The 23,062-nt window shown below is 56.6% G+C and carries 18 protein-coding genes; 6 read left to right on the top strand and 12 right to left on the bottom strand.

Annotated elements, in window-relative coordinates:
- The 5 genes from BEQ56_03395 (at position 1) to BEQ56_03375 (ending at position 6,259) form a co-directional block, all read left to right on the top strand.
- Positions 1 to 378 carry a hypothetical protein gene (locus BEQ56_03395; GenBank protein AOH42605.1) on the top strand — a complete coding sequence of 126 codons (378 nt, stop codon included), beginning with the start codon at positions 1 to 3 and terminating at the stop codon, positions 376 to 378.
- 17 nt (positions 379 to 395) lie between these two features.
- Positions 396 to 2,660, top strand: a complete 2,265-nt coding sequence (locus BEQ56_03390; protein ID AOH42604.1) for a hypothetical protein — start codon at positions 396 to 398, stop codon at positions 2,658 to 2,660.
- Complete coding sequence (locus tag BEQ56_03385; GenBank protein ID AOH42603.1) at positions 2,657 to 3,163, top strand: hypothetical protein; 507 nt, start codon at positions 2,657 to 2,659, stop codon at positions 3,161 to 3,163. The genes BEQ56_03390 and BEQ56_03385 overlap by 4 nt, the downstream gene beginning before the upstream one ends.
- Before the next feature lie 193 nt (positions 3,164 to 3,356).
- A complete protein-coding gene (locus BEQ56_03380; protein ID AOH42602.1) occupies positions 3,357 to 4,736 on the top strand; it encodes a hypothetical protein in 1,380 nt (459 codons plus the stop codon).
- Positions 4,737 to 4,846: 110 nt separating this feature from the next.
- Entirely contained in the window at positions 4,847 to 6,259 is a 1,413-nt protein-coding gene (locus tag BEQ56_03375) for a hypothetical protein (GenBank protein AOH42601.1), read from the top strand.
- 37 nt (positions 6,260 to 6,296) lie between these two features.
- Here BEQ56_03375 and BEQ56_03370 read toward each other — a convergent pair whose 3' ends face one another.
- The 6 genes from BEQ56_03370 to BEQ56_03345 form a co-directional block, all read right to left on the bottom strand.
- The gene (locus tag BEQ56_03370; protein AOH42600.1) at positions 6,297 to 6,875 is read right to left on the bottom strand and encodes a hypothetical protein; all 579 of its coding nucleotides are present in this window, start codon (positions 6,873 to 6,875) and stop codon (positions 6,297 to 6,299) included.
- Positions 6,876 to 6,956: 81 nt separating this feature from the next.
- Positions 6,957 to 7,574: a hypothetical protein gene (locus BEQ56_03365; GenBank protein ID AOH42599.1), complete on the bottom strand. Its 618-nt coding sequence runs from the start codon at positions 7,572 to 7,574 to the stop codon at positions 6,957 to 6,959.
- A 36-nt stretch (positions 7,575 to 7,610) separates the two neighbouring features.
- On the bottom strand, positions 7,611 to 7,880 hold the full coding sequence (locus BEQ56_03360) for an addiction module protein (protein AOH42598.1): 270 nt from the start codon (positions 7,878 to 7,880) through the stop codon (positions 7,611 to 7,613).
- 3 nt (positions 7,881 to 7,883) lie between these two features.
- Positions 7,884 to 8,147: a damage-inducible protein J gene (locus tag BEQ56_03355; protein ID AOH42597.1), complete on the bottom strand. Its 264-nt coding sequence runs from the start codon at positions 8,145 to 8,147 to the stop codon at positions 7,884 to 7,886.
- A gap of 224 nt (positions 8,148 to 8,371) precedes the next feature.
- Positions 8,372 to 10,582: a polyribonucleotide nucleotidyltransferase gene (locus tag BEQ56_03350; GenBank protein ID AOH42596.1), complete on the bottom strand. Its 2,211-nt coding sequence runs from the start codon at positions 10,580 to 10,582 to the stop codon at positions 8,372 to 8,374.
- A 196-nt stretch (positions 10,583 to 10,778) separates the two neighbouring features.
- On the bottom strand, positions 10,779 to 11,051 hold the full coding sequence (locus tag BEQ56_03345) for a 30S ribosomal protein S15 (GenBank protein AOH42595.1): 273 nt from the start codon (positions 11,049 to 11,051) through the stop codon (positions 10,779 to 10,781).
- 395 nt (positions 11,052 to 11,446) lie between these two features.
- Between BEQ56_03345 and BEQ56_03340 the strand changes: the two genes are divergently transcribed.
- Positions 11,447 to 17,575: a hypothetical protein gene (locus tag BEQ56_03340; GenBank protein ID AOH42594.1), complete on the top strand. Its 6,129-nt coding sequence runs from the start codon at positions 11,447 to 11,449 to the stop codon at positions 17,573 to 17,575.
- Between the two features lie 83 nt (positions 17,576 to 17,658).
- Here BEQ56_03340 and BEQ56_03335 read toward each other — a convergent pair whose 3' ends face one another.
- From BEQ56_03335 to BEQ56_03310, 6 genes are all read right to left on the bottom strand, one after another.
- Positions 17,659 to 19,380, bottom strand: a complete 1,722-nt coding sequence (locus BEQ56_03335; protein ID AOH42593.1) for a hypothetical protein — start codon at positions 19,378 to 19,380, stop codon at positions 17,659 to 17,661.
- A gap of 260 nt (positions 19,381 to 19,640) precedes the next feature.
- Positions 19,641 to 20,153 (bottom strand): hypothetical protein, encoded by a 513-nt coding sequence (locus BEQ56_03330; protein ID AOH42592.1) that lies wholly within the window; start codon positions 20,151 to 20,153, stop codon positions 19,641 to 19,643.
- 26 nt (positions 20,154 to 20,179) lie between these two features.
- Positions 20,180 to 20,722, bottom strand: a complete 543-nt coding sequence (locus tag BEQ56_03325; GenBank protein ID AOH42591.1) for a hypothetical protein — start codon at positions 20,720 to 20,722, stop codon at positions 20,180 to 20,182.
- 37 nt (positions 20,723 to 20,759) lie between these two features.
- Positions 20,760 to 21,278: a hypothetical protein gene (locus BEQ56_03320; GenBank protein ID AOH42590.1), complete on the bottom strand. Its 519-nt coding sequence runs from the start codon at positions 21,276 to 21,278 to the stop codon at positions 20,760 to 20,762.
- A 145-nt stretch (positions 21,279 to 21,423) separates the two neighbouring features.
- The gene (locus tag BEQ56_03315) at positions 21,424 to 21,666 is read right to left on the bottom strand and encodes a hypothetical protein (GenBank protein ID AOH42589.1); all 243 of its coding nucleotides are present in this window, start codon (positions 21,664 to 21,666) and stop codon (positions 21,424 to 21,426) included.
- 41 nt (positions 21,667 to 21,707) lie between these two features.
- The gene (locus BEQ56_03310; protein AOH42588.1) at positions 21,708 to 23,057 is read right to left on the bottom strand and encodes a cell division protein FtsZ; all 1,350 of its coding nucleotides are present in this window, start codon (positions 23,055 to 23,057) and stop codon (positions 21,708 to 21,710) included.
- Positions 23,058 to 23,062 lie beyond the last annotated feature (5 nt).

The raw sequence follows: 23,062 nt of genomic DNA, 5'->3' as shown, positions 1-23,062 counted from the left end.
ATGTCGCACCTGTCGATCCTGCGAACCCAGTTCCGCGACCGCGCCGTGCTTCTCGACGCGCTCCGGACGCTCGGATACGAGGTCAACCCATCCGCGAATCAGAAAATCAGCGCCAACGGCCGCGCCCGGACCGTCGAGTTCACGGTAACGCCGCCATATTCCGCGCCGATCGGATTCATCCCTGGAAAAAACGGGTACCGGATCGTTGCCGACTGGTTCCTGATCCAGCTGGATCGGAAAGCGTTTACCGCCGAGCTGACCCGAACGTACGCCTACCTGACCGCGCTGTCAGCGCTGACCGCCGACGGCTTTTCGCTCGTCGAAGAAATGCGCGACGAAAGCGGGCGAATCCGTCTGATCCTCCGGCGGACAAGCTGAGACGGAACGAGCGGAAAATGATCTGGCTGGAATCGCTTTCAGAGCTGCGATCGATCCTGACAGAGGCGGAAATCCCGCGCGACTTCCCGCCCGATTTGACCTACCGGCTCGCCGGGATTGGCGCGCTGACGCTGCTCGACGAATCGCTTTCAGCGGGCGATCCGGACGCCGCGAAGCTGTTATCCGAAGCCGCAGTGCGTTCGCCGGCGGAAGCGGTCCGCGTCCGCGCGCTCCGCGTGCTGGAAGACGAAGCCGCGCTGCGGAAGAATCCGGTTGCGATCGACGCGCTCTTCGCCCTGGCGATCGACGGACTGAACCCCGATGCGCTCGCCTTCCTGAAGCAGGAAAAAATCGAATCAACCGAACCCTGCCGCGAAACGGCAAAGTTGCTCCTCCTGAACGAGCGGGAGCGGCTGCTGAGAACCGATCCGGCGCTCGATGCGCTGACCGGGGCTTATTTGGCCGCGAACGACGGCGTCCGCGCGGCGCTGCTGAAGAGCGCGGGGACCTCGCTCCATGGCTGGGCGGCGATCGCCGGCTGGATCGCGGACGCGGACGATCCGGACAAACGCGGCGAAGTCATCCGTGCGTTCCCGACGTTTAACCGTGAAGAGCGCGCCTGTTTCTTCGCGCAAATCGAAAACAGCCCCGCCTTAGGGAAAACGCTCTTAGCGGATTTATTCCTGACGGTCGACGACGACGCCGTGCGCGAACGCTGTATCGAGATCGATCCCGCCCCCTCGAATCCCGCCGACAACGCGGTTTATTTCTACCTGATCGAAGACTGGGCGCGCTACGAAGAAAATGACGTCGCTTTCCGCGCGTTGCTGCGAACCTTCGACGGGCCGGATACGTCCCTCCAGGTCCGCCTGATCGCGGCCGCGGCGCGCAGTGGGGACGAGGAATGGCTCACGGCGCTTCATCCGGACGACCGTTTCGGCGAAGCCCGCCCGGTTTTCGGCCTTTCCGACTGGACAGGGCAATTTCAGGCAGCGTCGCGGCAGCCCGACGGACCGGCCCGACAATGGGCGCTGGCGCAGGCCGCGCCGCTCGCGGTCCTGCCGGACGCGATCCAACGGTTGGAAGCGGAGGGGTTCCGGGCGGGAGACGGCGAAGAACGCGCGTTGTTTGACCGGATCGCCGCCTTTATCCATGAATCGAGACTTCCGTTCCCGCCGGTCCCGTCCGAACCGGCGCTCGCGATCGACGGCTCGCCGGTCGATTTTCAGCTCAGCGGCGACGGAAGAACCCTGGCGTTCGTCAGCGCGAACGGACGCCTTTCCGCGCTGGACCGGGATTTTCCCAAAACGCCGCTCCTTGAGATCCGTCTCCCCAACCGGATCCCGCGCCGCGTTTTTTTCAGTCCGGACGGGAAACGGCTGATCAGCGGCTGGTCCGACCGTTCAATCCGTATTTTCGACCTCGCGACCTCACGCCAGCTTCAGCAGTTCAACGCCGCGGAGGACGAAATCGCCGCGATCTGGGTCCAGCGCGACGGTCGGCGGCTGATCCTGATCGACCGATCGTCGGCGATCGCCGCTTTTTCCTATCCGACCGGCGTTGAGCTTTTTCGTGAAACCGTCCTTCCGGGAACGCGGATCACGAACGCGGCTTTCGATCCGGGAAAAAACCGAACGCTGATCGCGAATGAGAACGGCGAAGCGCTCCTGATCGATATAGACCGGAGGCGCCCGGTCGGACGCTTCCGCCTCCCCGCCCCGTTCAGCGCGTTTTCCGACGAAATTGACCGCGATTGGCTCGCGAGCGCGTCCGGGCGCCGCTTAACCGTTACCCACGTCCCCAGCGGAAAGACGATCCTGTCGCGGACGCTTCCCGACGACGCGCCGGGGCGAATCGCCGGCGCAGCGCTGGCGTGCGAACCAGGCTGCGTTTTCGCGCTGACGACCGGGGGAACCCTGTTCGCGTTTTCCCTTCCCGGAGAACTGGAGCTGCTGCGCTTCGAAGTGCCGGCGAAATACGCCGCGGCCGAGCACGCGTTTGCCGGACTGCGGATCGCGCGAGACGGGAAGACGCTCTACCTGACCGAAAGGAACGGATTGCTGTACCGGCTTTCGCTCGTCGATTTCCGGCTGACGCTTCTTCCGGCCGACGGGATCGATCCAGACGAGATCGGCGAGGCCGACGCGCCGAGCGGACTTCGCGAGCTTCTCCGCGCCCGGCTCGATTGGCGGCGGCGATTCGAAATCGATCTGGACTTCGGCGACGAAACCGACGCTGAAGAGGAGGACAATCAGATCAGCAGAGGACTGGAAAAAGGATGAAAAAAGCGGCGCCTGCGTTCGACCTCGACGAGATCTTCGTCCGCGTCAGCCAGACCTACTTCGGCGGAAAAATCGCCAGACCGAAGCTGCCCTGGTCCGCGCGCGGCGCGAAATATACCATGGGAAAATATAACTATACGACCGACACGCTGACGATCAACCGGCGGCTGAACCGCGCGGATACGCCCGAATACGTTCTCGAATTCGTGATGTATCATGAGCTGCTGCATAAGGCTCTGGGGTACAGCGTCGTCAACAACCGCCGCCGCGTCCACTCGCCGCAATTCCGAAAGCTCGAAAAAGCGTTCGCCCGCTACCGCGAAGCCAGCGATTTTTTAGAGGCCTTCGCGCGGAAATCCGTTCCGCGACCGTCAGGCGAAAAAAACGCAGCCTGCCGAAACGCTTCGGAACGCCCTGCCCAGCTGAAATCCGCTTCGCGATCGCCTTACCGCCGGGGAAAAGGTTTCCTCGAATGGCTTTTCGATCTGATCGAAAACATGTAACGCCCGGAGGGGCTCCGTCCCATGCGCCGCCTCGTCGCAATACATAATCCGATTCATTTCGAATAATCCGCGGGTAAAAATATGATATAGTTTGAAAAGCTGATCTTCGGAAACGAACGCAGCGTTTATCCGTAGCAGGCAGATTAGTGAGGATGATAAGGCAGTAGCGCCTGAACGCTACAGAAAGGAAATCATGAAGAAGTTTTTATCCGTTTTATTGATCTTTGCGTTCTGTTTTTCGTTAATCGCGGCTCCAGCCTTCGCACAGATTACGTTTGAATCCGAAACGACGGCGGAGGAAGCGGCTCCGGAAGAATCCGACTTCGAGGAGGCTCCGGTAACCGAAGCTCAACTGGATCAGGCGCGTCTGACGCTGAAAACGATCGCGGACTATGTCTCTGATTTTGACGCCGACGAAGCTTACGCGTCGTTCAGTAAAATCGTCGATCTTGCCGACAATTTCGATTTCTGGAAAGACGATATGACCTCTGACGCCAGGAACTTTGTTTTCGGCGAATTAAAGAAAAATATTGTTGACGATGGAAAAGAAGATTTTTTTGAAGAACTGATCCGGCTCAGCGCTTCAGACGAAAAGGCGAAGGCTGAATTCGCGAAATCGAATATCACCATTGTTTCTGATAACTCGCTTGATATCATGGGTATCATGACGATGACCGTCGAAGGCAACTCATACGTATACGCTGACGCGACTGGAAAAGTCATGCAGCGAGTATCGCTCTCGAAGGGACCGGAAGCGGATACGATGCTGATCACGTATGAGGCGCCCGGCGAAGACGGAAAGATGATGGAGAACAACTTCCTGGTCCGCTTCGGCGATAATATTTTGACGATCGCCGCGAAATTCGAGGAAGAAAGCGAATTCAGCGACGCGCTTGAAATCGCTTTCACGGAAACCAATAAGATCTCGATAACCGGGCTCGAGGATAAGAGGACGAGCACCCTTGAATTCGTTCCCGAAAAATATCAGATAATCTTAACAGCGCCGAAAACGCCTACCCTCGCCGACAAAGACGCTCCTTCCACGGCGACATACACGCTTGAATTAAACCCTGAAAATAAATCGTTCGGAGTGACCGCCGACGGCGTCGAAGTTTTCACGGCATATTTCTACCCGGAGACTAAAGAAATTACGATCGCGGCGGAAGGTCTTTCTGATGCGACGGCGGAGCTCGGGGCTGAGTCGTCCGGCGATTCGATCACGCTCAAATTTGAGGATGAAACGAAAACGGTCCGACTGACGTCCGGAGATACCGAAATCGTCAATCTGACCTTTAACGCAGCGGAATCGATGATCGAGATTGAAATCAGCGCCGGCGAAATGGGCATGATGAGCGGGTTTTCGCTCAAGATCAACAAAGCCGACAGCAGCGTCGCCTTTGTCATGATGGGAATGGAAATTTTCAACGCGACGCTCGATCCTCAGGCCGAAACCGTTACGGTTAAATCGCTTGATTTCGAAACTCAGAGCCAGACAGAAGAGGTCATGACGCTGGAGGACCTCGCGCGCATGTTGAATCCGGCGGTAGTCGAGTACGAATCGACGGATTACTAAACCTTTCAGGCATTCATCCGCTGAAAAAACCGCGCTTCCGGGCGCGGTTTTTTTGTGAACCCTGCTCATGCGCCCCTGCGGAATTCAGCGCGCTCCCGATTAAATCAGGTATGCTTAACGACATGATACCGTTGCCGCCGCGCCTCAGCGCCGAAACACGACAGGATATATCCGCCCTTTGGCGGATCGCCTATCCGATCATGATTCAATCGGCGGCCACGACAGCCGTCAACCTGCTCGACGCGCTGATGGTCGGGGCGCTCGGCGACGCCGCGCTGACCGCCGTCAATATCCATACCCAATTTTTTTCCCGCCTGTTTCATGTTATCCTGTTCGGCCTCGGGAGCGGCGGCTCGGTCTTCATTGCGCAGTACTGGGGGATCCGCGATAAAAAAACGATTCATCGTATCATGGGCGTCCTCCTGACGATCGGCGCTTCGCTCGGAGCCCTCTTCTTTACGGGCGTCGTCCTGATCCCCGATCGGATCATCCGCTTCTATACGAACGATCCCGCCGTGATCCGGATGGCCGGGGAATTCCTCCGGTTTCAGGCTCCGGTTTTCCTTTTCTATCCGGTTACGATGGTTTTCAGCGCAGGCAATCGTTCGACCGGTTTCACGCGGATTCCGATGCTGACCGGGACGTCCGCGTTCCTCGTCAACCTGAGTTTGAATTACGTCCTGATTTTCGGAAAACTCGGCGCGCCTGCGCTCGGAACCAAAGGCGCGGCAATCGCTACAATGATCTCCAGATTCGTTGAAATAACGCTGATGATCGCGCTGACGTTCCGCTTCGGAACGCCTGCCGCCGCGAAAATCCGCGAATACTTCGTCTTCCGGCGCGCTCTCGTCGTTAAAGTTTTGAAAAAATCGCTGCCCGTCCTGATCAACGAAACGCTCTGGGGCTCCGGCGTCAACGTTTATTACTCGCTCTTTGCGCAGATTTCAACCGTCGCGGCCGCGGCAGCCGCCGCCGTATCGCCGATCGACGCCCTCCTGTTTATCACGATCTGCGCGCTCGGCGATGCCTGCGCCGTACTGATCGGAAACGAACTCGGCCGCGGCGGAATCGCGCATGCCCGCCGGCTGGCGGACCTCGCCCGCTGGCTCAACGGAACGTCGGCGGCGCTTCTCGGGCTTGTTCTTTTTCTGGTTCGAGATCGGATTCTCTCGTTCTACGCTCTCTCTCCCGAAGCGCTGAAGGCCGCGTCAGGATTGCTGATGATCTGCGCGCTGTCAGTCCCGATCCGCGCGCTTGGATATACGATGATGATCGGGATCCTGCGCAGCGGCGGCGACGTTATCTTCTGCATGCTGGCGGATTCGCTTTCGATATGGCTTGCGGGAATTCCGACGACCGCGCTGCTGACGCATGGATTCCACTTCCCAATCACGGTCGTCTATCTCGGGATGGCGGCGGAATGGGTTACGACCGCCACCGTTTGTACGTTCCGGGTTCGTTCCGGGAAATGGGCGAACGTCCTGACCGGGGAACTTCCGACCGAAAACGCAGCGTTGTCATAAATCGGGCGCTGTCCCGTAAATTTCGCCCCCCCGGCGATCAATTGCGGAAAATCATGTCGCGGTCGTCGACGCCGACGGCCGCTTTCCAGTTCAGGAAAAGCTGATGGTACCCTGAGTCGATCGCCGATCCCGAATCCAGCCCCAGCCGCTCGGCCATCGCGAAAATCTGGTCATTTGAATCGCCCTCGATTTCCAGATACGTCCCGATCGGCGTCTCGTCCAGCATCAGCACGCAATCGCCCGCCTGGAAAACGCTGCGATATTTTTCGTAGATGAACCGAGTCGTATACCCCAGCCGCGCTAAAATCAGGCGTGTATTCTCGAAATCCGAGACTTCGGTTTCAACCTCTTCACGGAACGCGATGCCCTCGATTTTTTTCAGGCTGCGCTTATACGTCAGCGTCGCGACCGAGCCCTGAAGGCGGAGTCGGAGCCGCTGATACGAGTCCTGAAGCGGGGCCGCGTCCCGGTCGAGGATATAGTTCAGCTCATACACCTCGTCAATCCTCAATTCAGCGCCAAGCGCCAGAATCCGCTCGCGCAGCTGCGCTTTGTCGCCGATCGGAAATTTCGCTTCGATCTCCTGATTTTTCGATTGCGAACGATAATTGATCATGTACTCATTTTACCTGATCTCGCGCCGATCGCTGAAAAAAAACGTCCCCCTGGCAGTCACGGGGACGGTTATTAAGATAATCTATGCCCCTGCCTTTTCGAACTCGACCTCGATCCCGCGCCCGGAAGCGAGCTCCAGCCTGTCGTCATCACAGAGCTCCCGGATCATCTGAAAACGTTCCGGCGCCGTCCGGTAAAGAACCTTCCCGATTCGCCTCACGCCGTTCGGATGAACGAAGTTAATCGGCTTCGGATCGACCGAAAAATACGTCATGAAGAACGGAACGTCGAGCGGCTCAGGAATCAGGAGTTTAAACCGCAAGTCGCGTCCCTGCGTATCGACGCGCCGGCTCGGAAGCCCGCCGCTGCGAACGCCATATTTCGCTAAAATCGCACGCTCTGCGTCAAAATTCCCCTCATAAGTCTCAAACGCAAGCTCGCAGTAACCCGGCCCGCAGCTATCCAGCCTGTCCATCCGATCCATGAAAAGTCCGTATCCAAGAAGCCGCATCAGCTTTTTGATCCAGTTGGGCATTCCCGTCCTGGCCAGCAATTCAAGATAAGGCCCTTTCGAAAAATAGATCAACGCGTTGTACGGATTCTTCGTTTTCCCGTACTCGACCGCAAACCCTTTCTCGCGGTACATTTTGACCGCCTGATCGAGATCGTTAACCTTCAGGATAATATGACTCAGCTTCATCTATCGTCCCCTGTCTGATCCGCAAACGCAGAATACTCAATCATCGTAATGCCCGCGGCAGGAGATAATCACGATCTTCAATTCCTCAACCGCATACACAAGTCGATGCTCATCGTCAATTCGTCGGCTCCAAAACCCGGTCAAACTTCCTTTCAACGGTTCCGGTTTTCCAATACCGCTCAACGGATTTCTCAAAAGATCCTTTATCAGCTGATTTACCCGGCGCAGCTTCTTTTTGTCATGCTGCTGCCAATACAGGTAATCTTCCCATGCGTCGAAATCCCATTCAATTGTCTTCATCCGCATCGCCTAATCCTCAATCAGCTCATGTTCAGAAAGCTTAAGTCGCCCCGCTTTATACTCAGCTACCTTCCTTTCTAAATACTGAATATTGGACTCAGAATAAAACGGATCGACGGATATTTCAAAAGGAATCCGTTTCTCACGGCTGACCTTCCTCGCGAAAATCGTAAACGCCGCGCTCATCGAAAGCCCCAGTTCCGAGCATGTCTGTTCCATGCTCTTTTTTACGTCTTCATCCAAACGAAAATTCACGTTAACTGCGTTCGCCATCTTTCCAAACTCCTTTCTTTCTGTATTATAGCATTCTGAAAGAATTAAGCAAGCATGATTCGTTACATTCTCGGCATATCCATTCCCATGTGCCATCAAAGCGAGCTTCCTGGATCGAGAACTCGTTCAGCCGCGCGCTCCAAAGCCGCCGGAATAAAAGAAGACCGTACTCTGGATCGTTCTCTCTGAATACGGTCTTCCGATTATTCCCGGCTATCCGGCTCTTATTTCCTGCCGCCCGCGCCGCGTCCTCCGCGATCGCGGTTCCGATCGTTATCACGGCGGTTATGACCACGATTCCCGCCGCCCGGCTTCTTCGAATCGGCGGCAATCGCCTCTTCCAGCGTCCAGCCCTCGAGAACTGCCTGGCGGCTCAGGCGAACCTTCCCGTCGTCAACGCCCGTGACCATGACGGTAATTTCGTCGCCCAACGAAACGATATCTTCAACCTTATTGACGCGTTCGGTATCGAGCTGCGAAATATGGACCATACCGTCAACGTTCGGAAGAATTTCAACGAACGCCCCAAAATCGGTAATCCGAACGACCTTCCCGGTATACAGGTTTCCAGGGATCGCCGTCTCGATCATGCTCAGAATCTTTTCGCAGGCCGCTTCCGAATTCGCGCCGTTCGCGGAAGAAATAAAGACCAGACCGTTATCGTCGATATCAATCCTGGTATTCGTCTCGTCCTGAATCGAGCGGATATTTTTCCCGCCCGGACCGATAATCGCGCCGATCTTTTCGATCGGGATCTGAATCGTCGTCATTCGAGGAACGAACGGCTTCAGGTCTGGACGCGGAGCGGCGATAACCTCGCGGATCTTGCCCAGGATATGAGCGCGGCCATCGTTCGCCTGCGCGATTGCTTTCCGCATGATCTCCGGCGTAATCCCGCGAATTTTGATATCCATCTGCAGCGCGGTAATCCCGGCCTCAGTCCCGGCGACCTTGAAATCCATATCGCCTAAATGATCCTCGAGGCCCTGAATATCGCTCAGGATCACGAAATTTTCACCTTCTTTAATCAGTCCCATCGCGATTCCGGTGACCGGCGCTTTAATCGGGACTCCCGCGTCCATCAACGCCATCGTCGAACCGCAGACCGAAGCCATCGAGCTCGATCCGTTCGAACTGAGGACCTCGGAAACGACGCGAATCGTGTACGGGAATTCCGCTTCCGACGGAATCACGGGGATCAGCGCACGTTCCGCCAGCGCGCCATGCCCAATTTCGCGGCGGCTCTGACCGCCGAGGCGCTTCGTCTCGCCGGTACAGAACGGCGGGAAATTATAATGATGAATATAACGTTTGCTGGTAACCGGGGACAGCGTATCGATTTCCTGAGCGTCGCGCGGCGTCCCGAGCGCGACCGACGTCATGACCTGCGTCTCGCCACGGGTAAATAACCCGGTCCCATGAACGCGTGGAAGGCAGCTGACCTCCGTCCAAATCGGACGAATCTCCGTCAGCTGTCGGCCGTCAGGACGGATATGGCGATCGAGGATCCGGCTTCGAACAACCTTCTTGTAAGCCGATTCAAACGCTTCATGATACTCATCGATCAGCGCCTCGTCATCGCCGGCGAATTCAGCGACGGCTTCGGCTTTCAGCGCTTCGATACCATCGGCCAGCTCCGCTTTCGTATGCGGCGCGTCCATCAGCGCGTCCATGCGGGCGCCGAACCGTTCATACATGCGCTCGGCTTTCTCGCCATCGACGACGAAGCGCGGAATATCCGCCTTCGGTTTTCCAACTTCCGCCGCCATTCGCAGCTGCGCTTCAATCAGCGGCTGAATCGCGCGATGACCCATTTCCAACGCTTCGACCATCAGCTCGCTGCTGACCTGATCCGCGCCAGCCTCGACCATCAGGATTGCGTCCGCCGTCCCCGCAATCCGCAGGTCAAGTTCAGATTTTTCCATCTCGCTATGAGTCGGGTTGATAACGAATTCCCCGTCGATCCGACCTATGCGAACGGCGCCAATCGGCCCGTTCCAGGGAATATCAGAAATCATCAGCGCGGCTGAAGCGGCGTTCAGCGCTAAAATATCCAGCTGCGTTTCATAGTCCGTCGAGAGACTGTACAGAATAACCTGAACCTCATTGCGGATATCCGAATCAAAAAGCGGGCGGAGCGGCCGGTCGATCAGCCGGCTCGTCAACACGACGTCGCCCGACGGACGTCCTTCACGGCGGAAGAACGAACCGGGAATCCGTCCCCCAGCGTACATACGTTCTTCATATTCGACCGTCAGCGGGAAGAAATCCTGCCCTTCGCGAACCTCTTTGCTCATTGTCGCCGCGCAGAAGACGACTGACTCGCCGCAGCTGACCGTAACGGAACCGCCGGCCTGAAGCCCAAGCTTTCCCGTTTCAAATACAAACTCATTGCCGCCAACCACGGCGGTAACCTTTTTAGTTTCCGGTTTCATTTCTAATACCTGTTTTTTTTCTACTTGCGCCGCGGTCAGGGACTGAAAGAAGATCGGAAAAACGGTCGGTTTCTAATCTTATTTCAATGCCCAACGAGCGGCTCGGACAAACGACACGGATCTGAGCGGTGTCAAATCCGTTTTTGAAAAGCGTAGATGAGAAAGTCACCTACGCTTTTCGGATCACCCTGTTTTCTTACTTGGCGCGCAACCCCAACTTCTCGTTGACTTCGAGATACGACGCGAAGTTCTTTTTCCGAAGATACGCGAGAAGACGCCGGCGGTACCCAACCATCTTCAACAGCCCGCGACGAGACGATTCGTCGTGCTTATTGGCCTTCAGGTGCTCCGTGAGTTCGGAAATCCGCCGCGTCAGCATCGCGATCTGAACCTCGGTCGAGCCGCTGTCGCCTTCGTGTTTGCCAAATTTTGCCTGAATTTCTAACTTCTGTTCCTTCGATAAAGCCATTGACAATGCTCCTGATAAAAAAATTGCAAGTCTCCTGCGCTCGGAAGCGGAATCACTGCCGACGGGACCAGTCAACTTGTAAGTATATCACCTTTTCGCGTTTCCGCCGCCTGTCCGAATGCAAAAATCATGATAAGGGGGGCTGTTTAAAGTAAATGCACCCAGAGGCGGCAGAGCCTCTTTGCTTTGATAGCAGACCATTTCAGAGACAGAGCGCTTTCTTCTATAACTGGCAAGTGCCAGCAACTTATTCGTGCTATAGACACGCAAGGCTCCTGACCATTTTTAAATCTCCTTCCGCATGAACGGCAAAAGTCCCTTAAAATTAGATAAGGCTTGCTTTGTTGATAATCGCGGACATGATTCGCGAATAGATTATAGCGCAGGAGACAGAAATGACCGAACCTTATTCCCAGCCGGCGGCGTATCGCGCCGCACGTTCTTATTCTACGACAACTCTGATCACGATCCTGCTGATCCTGATCGCGTTCTTTGGCTTCGGCGTTTCGCCCGCCGCGGCGCAGGACGCCGTTTACGCCGAGAAGACGGTTACAGCTTCGACGGATCGGATTAACGCCTGGACGGTTGAATTGAATATAACATCTTCTCCGGGGGCGGGGGGGCGCGATACGCTGATTGTCGCGGACCGCAGCGGCTTCGCTTCGGAGGCGGATTTCGCCGTATATAAGGAAGGGCTGGCTGCGCTCGCTGAATCGATACTGACGTCGGGAACCGCGGAGGCGCGCGTCGGACTGATCAGCTTTGACGAGGATGTTAAGTTGATTCAGGATCTTGTTCCGGCGTCCGAGCTGGAAACGCTGCTTTCCGCGATCCGTTCGCTGACGCCGGGCTCTGCGGCGAACGCACAGGCGGGGCTTCACCTGGCCGAGACGATGATCGAGAGGAGCGCGGCTGAACGCAGGAATATTGTCCTGGTCCTCAATAGCGGTCCGACCGCCAGCTTCGCGATCTCCAATCCGCAGGAGTACAGCCTGATTCAGGGGAGCGAGCTGGTGACAAATACGATCGTACCGGATTTCGCTTTTAATTATAACTTGATGATCAATGACGGGCAGGTTTATCCGGATACCGCGCCGGCGGTTACTTCGAAAGCGGCGAACAGCCTGATTGCGGAATCGATTATTGCCCGGACAAAGGGAATCGAGCTTTTTATTGTTTCCATTGATAACGCGCTCGAATACACGGATCAGAATGCCGCTTCGATTATCGGACCGGCGTATAACGCGTCGCTCGCTGAGTTAGCCGAAACTCTCCAGCAGGTCGCCGCCGGGGCGCTCGGAAGTCCGCGCGAAATCGTCTACACGGAGCAAATCGAGCTGGGGTTCGAGATTCCGGACGAGCTGATCGAGTCGGTCAGGGTCAGCTCAGGAAAGTTCACGTACAACAAGAAAAACGATGCTTTTACCTGGGAACCGGGTCCGTTTGCCGCCGGAGAACGGCAGACGCTTACGTACGTAATCCGCCCGACAAAGGATATTCTTCAAATCCTGACACCGGATCGGAAATCCTATCCGACGGTCGCGACCGGCGTCCTCAGGTATCGCCTCTCCGGAACCGACGTCGTATCGATTCCAATCGAAGCCCCGGAGGTTTCGCCGGTTTTTATCCGAGTTGATAATCACCTGTTAGATGGAATGAATCAGTTCGTGAACCAACCGGACCGGAAATTCACAATTGAATTGACGACGGAGAATCAGAGGAAGGTTTACGAAATCGGCGCGTATGAAACGAAAATGATTTTGGATTTGGACACGCCCGGAACGTACAAAGTCGTCGAAACGGATACGAACCTCGGATCGATCGACGATTATTCGGTTATGATCCTGCCGAGTTCGTTTACGCTGACGCCGGAGTCGGAACCGGTTAGCCTGACGATCGTGAATCAGATTAAGCCGGGAGGGATCCTGACCTTCCGGCAGGATTTGATCGATCCGTCCGGCGCCAGAATCGAAAACGATTCCCGCGAGTTCAATTATATTATCGAAGGGCCGAACGGATATCATCAGAAAATTACCCTCTCGGAACAGGCCCCCGTCACGCTCAGCGAGCTGATTTACGGCGAGTATCAGATCACGAGGAGCAAGTTGTCCGACGGATACGAGGCCGCCGGCGGACCGCAGGACGGTAAAATCCAGCTTTCGGAGGTCGCGAAAGCGATCGAGGTCGTCATGGTCAATCGGTTTACGCCCGAAACGGCGAATATCGTCGGAAAATTCGAATGGGTTGACGGGCCGGTCCGGCGTCCCGATCTGAAAGTCGTTTTATATCAGAACGACACGCCAGTCTTTTCAGAACCGGCGACCGTCACCGATGGGGACCTTCAATATATCTGGCGTGACGTCGCCGTAACCGACCTGCACGGGAATCCGCGCGCATTCCGGATCGGGCTCGCGGAGCCGGTTCCGGATTACGTTTCGTCCTATCCGGATTCGTTGACAATTCGGAATCAGTATTCGATCCCGGTAGACGGCGAGGCGAAAGCTGCGGTTGAATGGCGCGATGGGCCGGAGGCGCGGCCCACCGTCGCGCTCCAGCTGACACGGCGGGTTGGATTCGGTGGGGAGGAAGCCGTTCCCGGCGTCGATCCCGTCGTTCTTGATTCGGGCCTGACCGAGGCGTCCTGGAGCGGCCTGGAAAGAACGTCGCTCAAGGGCGACGTTTACCGGTTCGGCGTCCGGCAGGGGATTATCGAGGACGGTACGTTTAAGCAGGCGCGCTTGAAAGATTACGATACGGCTATTAACGGACTCACGGTCACAAACCAGTATGTCGTCCGCAACGATGGGCAGGTCGTCGCGCAGGTCGAATGGCTGAACGGCGATCCGGACAACCGCCCGACCGTATTCGGACGGCTTTATCGCCAGTTAGCCGGACAGACCGAAGCGCGCGTCGCTCCCGATACGACGATCGCGCGGTTTTCCAAGATCGATGGGAAAATTATCTGGAACGGGCTGGAAATGACGACGATCCAGGGAGAACCGTATATCTTCTCGGTCCGGCAGGTGAATCTGGCTGGCGACGATTTTACGCCGCCGAATTATACGAAGACCGAAACCGGACTGACGGTTACGAACTCCTACGTCCCGCCGACGAACGGAAGCGCGAAAGCGTCGGTGCTCTGGGTCGACGGCCCGACGGAAAAGCCGGATATCGACCTGCAATTGATGCGCAGCGCGGCAGGGCGTGAAGCGGAACCGGTCCCCGATCAGGACACGATCGCGCTTTCCGCGGGCGAGACCGAAGGCGATTGGAGCGGGCTCGAAGAGACCGACCTCGATGGGAATCCCTATACGTTTTCCGTCCGCGTTGGCCAAACGGAAAACGGGGAATTTGTTCCCCGGGATCCGTACGCTTACGCCGTTTCGGTTGACGGGCTGAACGTTACGAATACGTTTATCGTGACGACGGACGCGTCCGCGAAGGCGGTTATCGATTGGACGAACGGATCGACCGCAAACCGTCCGACGATCTACCTCAGGCTTTATCGGCAGTCGGAAGAGGAAGAGCGTGAACCGGTTCCGACCGTCGGTCTGGTGAAAGTTGAAAACGGTGCGCCGACCGCTTCCTGGGAGAAGTTGGAACGGACGGACCGTTTCGGGAATCCGTATACGTTCAGCGTCGAACCGGTCGCTTCCAACGGGAGACCGCTCCGGCTCGACGATTACGAAACGACGGCGGACGGGCTGACCGTGACGAATCGGTACATTATTCCGACGAATGGCGAAATTCAGGCGGAAATCATCTGGAATGGCGGGATCCGGGGAGAACGTCCGACCGTCTGGCTCAAGCCGCGGCGCGCGGTCGAAGGCGGCGAACCGCAGGATATTCCAGGCGCTGAACCGATCGAAATTCCGTCCGGCACGACACAGGCCGCCTGGTATGGGCTGGAACGAACGGACCTTGCCGGCAGCGCCTACAATTTTACGGTCATCGAGGGCCAGCTTCGCGACGGCGTTTTCGTTCCGGAAAATCCCTTGGGGTATGAGCGGGCGGAGATGGGGACGATCGTTACCAATACGTATATCGTCCCGAGAGACGGAAGCGCGGTCGCGACGGTTCTTTGGGAAAATGGTCCGGAGGATTCCCGTCCGGAAATTTACCTGAAGCTGAACCGTCGTATCGAAGGCGCTTCCGTGGAGGAGGTCCCGGAAGCGACGATCCAGTCCGTTCCGAACGGCGTGGCGACGGTTCATTGGACCGGATTAGAGGTTACGACGATCGACGGCGATCCGTATATTTTCTCGGTCTCCGTCGTCAACTCTGAAGGCGAGTCGTCCGAGCCAGAAAATTATTCGGCGCTGGTCAATGGGATGACGGTTGTCAATCGATACGTGATCCCGACGAACGCGGAAGCGACAGCCTCGATCGAATGGATGAACGGGGCGCTCGTTCCGCGCCCGTCGTTCCAGTTAGCGCTTGTCCGGTCAGTTATGGGCGGGGAAGCGGAACCGGTCCCGAATACGCCGCGCCGCATGGTCGAAAACGACATGACAACGGTCCATTGGGATGGGTTAGAGGTCGGCGACCTGAACGGGAATCCTTATCAGTTCTCAGTTCGGATCGTCAATAATCAGAACGAGGAAACGACGATTCCAGATTATTCGAGTTTGATCGACGGGCTGATCGTTCGGAACGTCTTTATCGTTCCGACGGACGCCTCCGCAACCGCGCGGGTCAACTGGATCGACGGTCCGAAGAATAACCGTCCGCCGATCTGGCTCAGCCTCTTCCGCAGGAGCGATCCGGACGCGATCCCGGAGGCCGTTCCCAACGCGCAGATTTTAGCCGTTCCAGCGGGGGAGAGCAGCGTTACCTGGGATAATCTGGACGCGACCGATCTCGACGGCCGGCCTTACGAATTCAGCGTGCGCCTCGTCAACGCGGCCGGGGAGATTTTTTTCCTTGCCAACTATGAAAAGATTGAGGACGGGATGACGATTACGAATCGTTATATCATTCCGCGCTATGCCAGCGCGCAGGCAACGCTGAGCTGGGTTGACGGCGACGGATCGCATCGCCCTGATACCTGGCTGCGGCTGATGCGCAGCGTGGCGGGAGGGGCGCCGGGCCCGGTTCCGGACGCGCCAATCGTCAAAATGATCCATGGCATGACGACGGCGTCCTGGGACAACCTTGAAGCGACCGACGCGGAGGCAAATACGTATACGTTCAGCGTTATGGAAACGGACGAAACCGGGAAGAGCGCGGCGCCGAAGGATTACCTCAAGACTGAAAACGGAATGTCGGTCGTCAATACGTACCAGATCCCGTTCGATTACGACGCCGAGGGCCATGTCGTCTGGCAGGGCGGAACGATCCTGCGCCCGACGGTTTATCTGAAGCTTTTCCGAAAGTCAGGCGAAAACGGCGTCATTGAGACCGTTCCGGACGCGGTCGTAAAGGCGCTCGTTAATGGCGTGACGGTTGTAAAATGGACCGATCTTCCGCGGACGGATATCGCGGGAACGCCGTATTTCTACAGCGTCCGTCCGGTTAACGAGCAGGGCGGGGACCTCGTACTCGACCGCTACGTGACGGCGGTCGACGGGCTGACCGTGACGAATACGTTCGTCGTACCGAAGACAGGAACGGCACGCGGAACGGTACAGTGGAAAGGCGGCCCGAAGGATAATCGCCCGACCGTCCGCCTCAAGCTCCAACGCCAGATCGATATCGGCTACCCGGAGGATGTCCCGAATGCGGAAATCAAGGTGCTTCCGAACGGTACGACGTCGGTCGAATGGACCGATCTGGAGGAAATTGATATTTACGGAAACGAGTATTTATTTACGATTCAGATCGTTGATGAGGCCGGCGAGCCGACGAACGCGCCCGGTTACCTGAAGAAGCTCAGCGGCCAGGTCGTTATCAATACATACATTATCCCGACCGACGGAGTCGTCGACGCGACGAAAGTCTGGGTTGACGGGCCGGAAGACGATCGTCCGACAACCTGGTTCCGGGTTTACCGGCGCATTGGCGATGAAGCCGAAATCCTGATCCCCGGATCGAAGATCGTCGAGCTTCCGAGCGGCATGACAACAGCGCATTGGGACGGTTTGGAATCGACCGATATCAACGGCATTCCTTACCAGTTTTCTGTTCGCGAGGTGGATAGTCTGGGGCGTGACACGGTGCCGGTGAATTACGTGAAGAGCGAGAGCGGGCTCCGCGTGACGAATACGTACATGATTCCGATGAATGGCGCGGCGGTGGCCGAGATCGAATGGGTCGATGCGCCGGCGGACGTTCCTGCGGTCTGGTTCAAGCTTTTCCGGAACGTTGAGGGCGGGCCGCTGGAGGAGGTCCCGGACGCGATCCTGAAGCAGCTGAACGGATCGGTCAGGAGCGTCGCCTGGGCGAATCTGGAATCGACTAACCGCGCGGGCGCTCCTTATATCTTTTCGGTTCAGGAGGTCAACGCCTACGGTCTGGATTTCGTTCCGGAAGGATACGAGAAAGAGGAAAACGGGCTGACAGTCGTCAACCGCTTTATCCAGTAGAAAAGAAGCGCGACACAAAGAAGAAGCCGCGTGAAACGCTCCGCGGCTTCTTCTTTGGATTAAATATTAAATGTCAGTTTTTCTTACTCTATCGTCCATTTTTCCCAGCGTTCATATCCGGTCAGCGATTCCGGAGCCTTGATATTCGGTTTCCGCAGGAACGGTCCACCGTAATAATAGGTCGGCGTGACGATCGCCGCTTCGTTGATCAGGATTTCGTCCGAGCGCGTATACAGCTCCACGCGTTTTTCCGGGTCGAGCTCCCTTGCCGCCGTCAGGACGACTTCCTCGTATTCCCGGAAGAGCGGGTCATCCCTTTCAACGCAGCCAACGCTCGGCCAGTCGGTTACGGCCTGATACGACGCGCCACAGAGGAAAACGTCCCGGGTAAAATTATTGGCGTCCATGTAATCCTGGACCCAGGTCGAGCGGTAGACGTTCGAGGTCCCCTCCTCGCGTTCAACCTTATAAACCTTCCATTCGCTGTTTTTCAGCTCGACGTTGATTCCCAGCGAATCGGACCACATGTACTGAAGCAGTTCCATATACATTTTTCGGCTTTCGCTCGTGTTATACGCGACGGTAACGGTGATGTCCGCGGGCGTAATACCCTTCTCTGCGCAGTAACCGGCGATCAGTTCCCGAGCTTTTCCGGTATCGAAGCTTGCGCCAAAGTCGGGATCATCGCTGACCGGCGCGCCGGTTACGCCCGGATGAATAAACGCTTTGGCGGTCATTCCGGCCTTCAGCGTCGCAACAACTGCGTCACGATCAATCGCGTAAGCTAACGCTTTCCGGACGCGGACGTCGTCGGTCGGGGGAAGGTTCGGATTGAAGATCAGGAATTCCGTCCCGACGTCGCCTTTCAGGTCGACGACTTCGGCGGAGAGGACCGGATCGGTCATGATTCGATCGTAATCCGCGGCGGTGATTCCCGCGGTGTCCATGTTCCCGGCTTCATACTCGGACAATCCGGCGGACGAGTCCATGATATGGACAATAACGCCGGCGATTGTCGGCGCTGGGATTTCTTCTGTCCCGGGCCAGAAGGGATTCGCGAGGATGGTCAGGTGCGAATCATGGATCCATTCTTTGAGCGTGAACGGGCCGTAGCCCTGATACGTCTCGCTCTCGGTCCAGCGTTCCGCGACGCCCTCGGTGCAGGCGTCTCCTTCAATGACCCATCTGGGCATGGCATGCAGCATCCACATCGAGATAATATTCTGGTTGAAAACGCCGGGTTCAACGAACGTATATTCGATCGTGAAATCGTCGATAACCTTGACGCCGACGGCTGCGAAATCTGGCTCCTTGTCTTCTTCCGGCATGTTGAACGCTTCGGCGCCTTCGATCGCGTAAGCGACGTAGGCGTAGTCCGAAGCGGTTTCCGGGCGCAGCGTTCGTTCGGCGCCATAGGCGAAGTCCGCGGCGGTTACAATTCGAACCTTCCCGTCGCAGTCAAGCGCCTCTTCGACGGCGTCGGTTTCCGCGTTGTAGCGGACCCAGGGAACGCCCTGCCGGATTTTAAAGGTGTAAACGCGGCCGTCGGCGGAAACCTCGAACGACTCGGCCATTCCGTTTTCAATCGCCCCGCTGACTTCGTTCTGGCGCAGGAGTCCGACGGTCAGCTCGTCCACAAGCTGGATCCCGATCTGGTCGCCGACGAGCGCCTGATCGATGGATGGAATATCGCCTGATTGGAAGAAGGTTCGATAAAATTTACCTTGCTCTGCCGAGGCGGGCGCGGCGATGATTAAGATCGCCAGAATGCAGCTGATAACAATCGATTTATAAAACGTCCTCATTTTTCACCTCCAGAGAAAAATATACAATACAGGTATGGAACCATAAGACTCGCGGGACCGATTTGATTCAAGCCTGACGCTTTCAGAAGCAACGTGCTTTTATCATACCGTATCTGGACTGAAAAATGATGATTCGATGATGAAATCGCGATATTCTTTCCGTTTCATCCAAATTAAAAACCGCTGAAGCGGTTTTTAATTTGGAGCGGTCTTCCTGATCCGGGGCGGATCGGCGCGGTTTGAAAATTCGAACCCGCGGGTTATTCTCCGATTTCCCAGCTTACCAGATTCGCCAGGTACGGGTTAACTCCGTAGTAAACGCGAAGCGGGAGCGGGCCTTCATATTCAAAGCAGGCGTTTCCCTGGATGACCTCGCCGGGAAGGACCAGCAGGTCAAAGAGCCGAGGACAGTCGTACTCGTATTCCAGCAGCGTTCCGTCTCCGTTTCGCACCCTCAGGTTACTATAATCGAATTCAACCGGTTCATCCGTTGTGTTAGTCAGCTTCACCGATAACCGCAGGATTGAATCGCGGCTGACGAAAGCCTCGGTCAGCTGCATGTAACCGACGGTGGTGGGGACGATCTCGTGCATGTGATGAATCAGGGTGGGGTCGACGGTCGCTTCCGTCCCGCTCAGCGTGAGTAATAATTTCTCCGTCAGTTTTTCCAGCTCCGCGACTCTCGGTTCCAGTTCGCCGCCGCTTTGCGCGGAAGCGGGGAGCGCGGATAGCGTCAGGACTACGATACAGATGAGCCAAAAAATCTTTTTCATTTCTGTTCTCCTGTTGATTTGCGGCGTTACTCGTTGAGTTCCCAGGCAACGACGTCGCCAAGGTACCGACTGATTTCGTAAGAAATCCGATAGGGCGCGGCTCCCGAATACTCGAAGAAGACGTCCCCCGTCAATTCTTCTCCCGGTTCGACGCTGCCGTCCATCGGATTGTCATAGTTGGAAACGGAATCCAGGATCCAGCCGTCGGCGGAACGGGCGAAGAAACTGTAGTTACGAATCGAAACTTCTTCCTCGGTTGTATTCCTGTATTTGAACGTCAGGACGAGGTTCATATCTTTCGTGACCTTCGCGTTCAGGAGAGTGAATTCGCCCTCGGACGTAGCGACCGGCTCGTTCATGCCATGCAGCAGGGCGGGGTCGATCGCGGCTTCTTCCGGCGCGGAAAGCGTACCGTCGGCGACGAGAATGTCGATCTCCTTCTGGATCTGGCGGATTTCGTTCTCAAGTTCAGCGATGCGGACGGATAAATCGTCGGTTTGCGCCGCGGCGCGGCCGATGACCCCGATCAGCAGCGCGCAGCAGAGGATCAGCGTAAGCGCTTTTTTCATCGTAAATATCTCCTTCATGATTTCGGGCTTTTACCCATTATTTCGTCAGTTCCCAGACGACAGCGTCGGAAAGTTCATACGTGACCCGGAGCGGTGCGTCGCCCGAAAACCCGAAGCAGAGGTTCCCTGACAGCTCCTCGCCGGGAAAAACGGTCCCGCGGAATGGTCCTGTGCAGGCGGCCTCCGGAAGCAGCCGGATGCCTTCCGAATTTTCTACGCTGAAATCGGCGGTGGAGATTTCGACGGAAGCTCCGGTCGTATTCCGCGCTGAAAAGACGATTCGCAGAATCCCAGATTCGACCGTCGCCCGCTTCAGCGTGAATTCGCCGTTCGCGGTGGGAACGACTTCGTTCATGCGGTGAATTTCCGGCCCGGAGCTGGGACCGGACGTTTCGGCGGGCGTTCCGGTCCGTTCGCCGAGTTTCAGCCGAAGCGTTTTCACCGCCTGCTCCAGCCTGGTAACGCGCGTTTCCAAGTCGTTCGTGTCAGACTGCGCCGCGGCGGGAATCGTCAGCGCGAGCGTGAGGATCAACACAAAAAGGATGAGTCTCTTCATATTTAATCTCCTTATGCTGTGAATATTGCGTTTCGATGTTGATTATACCGGAAAACCCGGCTTTTTACGAAGCGAAGAAGGTAGGAAAACTAAAAAGAGGAAAAGGATTACGATACTTTTCCTCTTTAAAGAATTCCGGCTCGATTCAGCGGGAAACGGAGATTTTCAATATTTCCCCATTCGCGTCGGCGACGACGCGGAGACGGCTCATAATCGAGAGACCGTCGACCGTGCGCAGCTTTTCTTCATACACGAGCAGGCAGGCGCCGTCGGAACGTTTGGATACCTGAGGACGGGTGTGGGCAAACTGCGGATAATCGCCTGATATTTTTTTCCCGACATCGCGGATCAGTTTTTCCTGACCGTCGTCTTTCCCGAACCATCTCATCCTGATTTTCGCTCCTTTTGCCTGTCCGTTGTTAAGACTGATTATAACTTACGGCGAATGAACGTTGGAACGTCGAGGTCGCGGCGCGTATCAATCAGCGAGTCGGCAAACGGATCGGCTTCCGCCGCTTTGATATCGTTTCCCAGGTTGAGTGGCGACAGGAGACTGCTGAAGGCTGCGTCGCCTTCCGGCGCGAGGTCGTTTTCCGGTTGAACGCTGGTTTTCACGCTGGAGATTCGCCGGGTCGTCTGATACGAGAACTCGGCCGCGGCGATTCCCTCTTCCGGCGGCGTAATGACGTTTTCGGAGCTCTGGACCGGCTGGGGTTCAATCCTGCGAACTGACGCGGTCTTCGAAGCGTTTTCGCTTCGGATTTCCTTTTGATATTCTTTCGGCTTTTCGAATCCGGTTTCGAACGGTGTTGAGGCGATTCCGGTCAGGATTAAAATCAGTTCGACGCTTCCATCCTCGGCTTCGGGATCGATAATCTGGCCCGGGATCAGGTCGGCGCGGTAGTTTGTCAATTTTTGCAGGTAGTTCATCGCGTCGACGATTTCGCCGAATCCGAGGTCTTCCGGCCCGGTGAAGTTAGCGATGATTCCGGTTGCGTTTTCGATCGGGATCCGTTCCAAAAGCGGATGGTTCAGTGCCTGATGAAGCGCTTCGGCGATCCGGTCTTTTCCTTTTCCGCGGCCAATCGAAAGAATCGATCCGCGTCCGTTGAGGAGCATAGAGCGGATATGCGCGAAGTCAACGTTAATAACGCCGAAGCCGTTAAGGAGATGGGTCATGCCCTGGACTCCCTGGCGAAGAACGTCGTCAGCTAATTCGAACGTTTCTTTGAGCGTCATGCTTTTCGGACTGATTTTCAGCAGCTGATCATTCGGAATCGCGATCATCGTGTCGGCGAACGCGGCGAGCTTGCTGAGCCCGGCGTTGGCGTTGGCGATTCGGCGGCCGGCTTCGAACGAGAATGGCGTGCTGACGATCGCGATCGTGATCGCTCCCTGTTCGCGAGCGATTTCAGCCGCGACCGGGATTGCGCCGGAACCGGTTCCGCCGCCCATTCCAGCGGTCAGGAAAACGATATCGGCGCCGCTTAGCGCTTCGCGAATTGCTGACGCGCTTTCCCGGGCTGCGATCTCGCCGTTGATCGGGTTTCCGCCCGCGCCCTTTCCGGAAGAGCTGTCAGGTCCGAGGAGGACCTTTTTCGCCCCTGAGACGTTGAGGAGCGCCTGGGCGTCGGTATTGGCGACGATGAACTCGACGTCGGCGAAACCTTTCCGGACCATGCGCGCGACCGCGTTCCCGCCGCCGCCGCCAAGCCCGATAACTTTAATGATCGGTTTTCTGAATAGGATTTCCGTTTTCGGCTGGTTCAAGTTTTCCATCGTTC

Source organism: Anaerolineaceae bacterium oral taxon 439, assembly GCA_001717545.1.
Classification (GTDB): Bacteria; Chloroflexota; Anaerolineae; order Anaerolineales; family Anaerolineaceae; genus Flexilinea.
Note: the sequence above shows the minus strand (reverse complement) of the source record. Positions and strands in the feature narration are given on the sequence as shown.

What these genes read in the sequence shown, in the direction of transcription:
- BEQ56_03395 (AOH42605.1), top strand. Translation starts at nt 1, where the DNA reads ATGTCGCACCTGTCGATCCTGCGAACCCAGTTCCGCGACCGCGCCGTG.
- BEQ56_03390 (AOH42604.1), top strand. Translation starts at nt 396, where the DNA reads ATGATCTGGCTGGAATCGCTTTCAGAGCTGCGATCGATCCTGACAGAG.
- BEQ56_03385 (AOH42603.1), top strand. Translation starts at nt 2,657, where the DNA reads ATGAAAAAAGCGGCGCCTGCGTTCGACCTCGACGAGATCTTCGTCCGC.
- BEQ56_03380 (AOH42602.1), top strand. Translation starts at nt 3,357, where the DNA reads ATGAAGAAGTTTTTATCCGTTTTATTGATCTTTGCGTTCTGTTTTTCG.
- BEQ56_03375 (AOH42601.1), top strand. Translation starts at nt 4,847, where the DNA reads ATGCTTAACGACATGATACCGTTGCCGCCGCGCCTCAGCGCCGAAACA.
- BEQ56_03370 (AOH42600.1), bottom strand. Translation starts at nt 6,875, where the DNA reads ATGATCAATTATCGTTCGCAATCGAAAAATCAGGAGATCGAAGCGAAA.
- BEQ56_03365 (AOH42599.1), bottom strand. Translation starts at nt 7,574, where the DNA reads ATGAAGCTGAGTCATATTATCCTGAAGGTTAACGATCTCGATCAGGCG.
- BEQ56_03360 (AOH42598.1), bottom strand. Translation starts at nt 7,880, where the DNA reads ATGCGGATGAAGACAATTGAATGGGATTTCGACGCATGGGAAGATTAC.
- BEQ56_03355 (AOH42597.1), bottom strand. Translation starts at nt 8,147, where the DNA reads ATGGCGAACGCAGTTAACGTGAATTTTCGTTTGGATGAAGACGTAAAA.
- BEQ56_03350 (AOH42596.1), bottom strand. Translation starts at nt 10,582, where the DNA reads ATGAAACCGGAAACTAAAAAGGTTACCGCCGTGGTTGGCGGCAATGAG.
- BEQ56_03345 (AOH42595.1), bottom strand. Translation starts at nt 11,051, where the DNA reads ATGGCTTTATCGAAGGAACAGAAGTTAGAAATTCAGGCAAAATTTGGC.
- BEQ56_03340 (AOH42594.1), top strand. Translation starts at nt 11,447, where the DNA reads ATGACCGAACCTTATTCCCAGCCGGCGGCGTATCGCGCCGCACGTTCT.
- BEQ56_03335 (AOH42593.1), bottom strand. Translation starts at nt 19,380, where the DNA reads ATGAGGACGTTTTATAAATCGATTGTTATCAGCTGCATTCTGGCGATC.
- BEQ56_03330 (AOH42592.1), bottom strand. Translation starts at nt 20,153, where the DNA reads ATGAAAAAGATTTTTTGGCTCATCTGTATCGTAGTCCTGACGCTATCC.
- BEQ56_03325 (AOH42591.1), bottom strand. Translation starts at nt 20,722, where the DNA reads ATGAAAAAAGCGCTTACGCTGATCCTCTGCTGCGCGCTGCTGATCGGG.
- BEQ56_03320 (AOH42590.1), bottom strand. Translation starts at nt 21,278, where the DNA reads ATGAAGAGACTCATCCTTTTTGTGTTGATCCTCACGCTCGCGCTGACG.
- BEQ56_03315 (AOH42589.1), bottom strand. Translation starts at nt 21,666, where the DNA reads ATGAGATGGTTCGGGAAAGACGACGGTCAGGAAAAACTGATCCGCGAT.
- BEQ56_03310 (AOH42588.1), bottom strand. Translation starts at nt 23,057, where the DNA reads ATGGAAAACTTGAACCAGCCGAAAACGGAAATCCTATTCAGAAAACCG.